Origin of the sequence: Kitasatospora sp. NPDC057542 (genome assembly GCF_042801945.1) — a bacterium.
Classification (GTDB): domain Bacteria; phylum Actinomycetota; class Actinomycetes; order Streptomycetales; family Streptomycetaceae; genus Kitasatospora.
The window spans coordinates 1-2,458 of record NZ_JBHVFE010000747.1; the positions used below are offsets into that span (position 1 = coordinate 1).

General features: G+C 72.9%; 2 protein-coding genes. One reads left to right on the forward strand and one right to left on the reverse strand.

The window, feature by feature from the left end; genetic code table 11:
- Positions 1 to 250: 250 nt before the first annotated feature.
- Positions 251 to 868 (reverse strand): helix-turn-helix domain-containing protein, encoded by a 618-nt coding sequence (locus ACFU7Y_RS43015; RefSeq protein ID WP_224282982.1) that lies wholly within the window; start codon positions 866 to 868, stop codon positions 251 to 253.
- Positions 869 to 980: 112 nt separating this feature from the next.
- On the opposite strand from ACFU7Y_RS43015, the gene ACFU7Y_RS43020 reads away from it, so the two are divergent.
- Complete coding sequence (locus ACFU7Y_RS43020) at positions 981 to 2,417, forward strand: aminopeptidase P family protein (RefSeq protein ID WP_224282981.1); 1,437 nt, start codon at positions 981 to 983, stop codon at positions 2,415 to 2,417.
- Positions 2,418 to 2,458 lie beyond the last annotated feature (41 nt).

A 2,458-nucleotide genomic window follows, 5' to 3' on the forward strand; every position in this document is an offset into this window, starting at 1 on the left:
GCTGAGCCGACGACCGGGCTGTCCGGTTTCCGGTGCCGTGGTCAAGGCACTGGTCAGCCGACGGTCAGCTCCTGTCGGCGGCCATCACCTCGGCGACGACCGCCAGGTCGCCGATCGGGGAAGCGCCGAGAGCGGCGGCCGGGTCCCGCTGCGAGCTCCGGCCGTTCGGTAATCCGAACGATCCGGCGGTGCGGCGACCAGGCGGTGCAGCGGTGCGGCGAACCGCCCCCACCGTCCCCGTGCGGCTCGCTCAGTGCCAGAGCCCCCACGAGGCCGGCCGGGCCGGCTCGGCGAGGTGGCCGTGCTGCTCGGCCCGGTACTGGAGCACCAGCACCGACCGCACCTGCTCGCCGCCCAGCGCGGTGTAGGCGTGCGGCAGCGCGGCGTCGAAGCCGATGTAGTCGCCGGGGCCGAGCTCGACCTCGCGGCCGTCGACCCGCACGCCCAGCCGGCCGGTCTGGACGACGGTGTGCTCGGTGCCGGTGTGGCCGGCGGATTCCTGCGCGGCGCCGGTCCGCACCACCTGGTCGTAGATCTCGAACACCGTGTCCCCGGACTCGATCCGGCGCAGCGGGCGCAGGTCGACGCCCCGGCCGCTGAGCACCTCGGTCTCGGCCGCGCGCACTACCGTGACCTCGCCGGCGGGCCGGGCCTCGACCAGGTCGGAGATCGGCACGCCGAGCACCCGGGAGAGCCCGAGCACGGTCTCCAGGGTGGGGTTGCCGGCCCCGGACTCCAGCTGGGAGAGCGTCGCCTTGCCGACCCCGGCCTGCCGGGACAGCTCGGACAGCGACAGTCTGCGCTGGGCCCGCACCCGCTTCAGGTTGGCGGCGAGGACGCCCCGGACGGATTCCTCGGCATCGTTCACGCTCGACCTCTTCTCTCCCGGCAGTGTTCGGTATACCGTACGGGTCGCATGCCGACGGACGGGGCAGCCTAGCGAAGCACCTCGCATCCACCCCCCTCACCAGGAGACCGTAGTGACCGAGCCCGCCGAGACCATCAAGTACCGGAAGAACGGCCTGACCCGTGGCGTCACGGACGAACTCGCCGAGAGCATGAAGCAGGGCTGGGCCGACACCGAGCGCACCGCCCTGGAGCCCGTCCCGCAGGCCGCGCACACCGCCCGCCGCCGCGCGGAGCTGTCCGCCGCCTTCCCCGGCGAGCTGCTGGTGGTCCCGGCCGGCAACCCCAAGGTGCGGGCCAACGACACCGACTACGCGTTCCGCCCCTCCTCCGACTACGCCTACCTGACCGGCGACCAGTCCGAGGACGCCGTCCTGGTGCTCAGGCCGACCGGGGACAGCGGCCACGAGGCGGTGCTCTACCTGCGCGACCGCTCCCGCACCGACAACGGCGAGTTCTGGCTGGACAACCACGGCGAGCTGTGGGACGGCCGCCGCAACAGCCTCACCGAGAGCGAGCGGCTGTTCGGCCTGCCCTGCCGGGACGTCCGCACCGTCCGCTCCGACCTTCGTGCCGCCACCGGCCCGGTGCGGGTGCTGCGCCGCCACGACGCGGGCGTGGAGGAGGCCCTCGCGGACCGGGCGGTCGCCGAGCGGGACGAGGAGTTCGAGGTCTTCCTGTCCGGGCTGCGCCTGGTCAAGGACGAGTTCGAGATCGAGGAGCTGCGCTTCGCCTGCGCCGCCACCGCCCGCGGCTTCGAGGACGTGGTGCGTGTCCTCGGCACCGACTCCGAGACCGCCGAGCGGCTGATCGAGGGCACCTTCTTCGTCCGTGCCCGGGTCGAGGGCAACAACGTGGGCTACAGCACCATCGCCGCGGCCGGTCCGCACGCGACCACCCTGCACTGGGTGCGCAACAACGGCCACGCCCGGCCCGGCGACCTGCTGCTGCTCGACGCGGGCGTGGAGACCAACCACCTCTACACCGCCGACGTCACCCGCACCCTCCCGGTCAGCGGCCGCTTCACCGAGCTCCAGCGCAAGGTCTACGACGCCGTGTACGCGGCCCAGGAGGCCGGCATCGCGGCAGTGCGACCGGGTGGGCAGTTCCGTGACTTCCACCACGCCGCGCAGCGCGAGCTCGCCGAACACCTCACCTCCTGGGGCCTGTTCGGCGACCTCGGCGCGGACAAGGTGTACGAGCTGGGCCTGCACCGCCGCTTCACCCTGGCCGGCACCGGCCACATGCTGGGCATCGACGTCCACGACTGCGCCCACTCCCGCACCGAGGAGCACGTCGACGGCCCGCTCGAACCGGGCATGGTGCTCACCGTGGAGCCGGGCATCTACTTCCAGGAGAACGACCTGACGGTGCCGGAGGAGTACCGGGGCATCGGGGTGCGGATCGAGGACGACATCCTGGTCACCGAGGACGGCAACGAGAACCTCTCCGCCGACCTCCCACGCCGCTCCGACGAGGTCGAGGCCTGGCTGGCCCGCCTGCGCGGCTAGGAAGCGGGGAACGACGACCAGGGCCCGGCCGGACGTGGTCC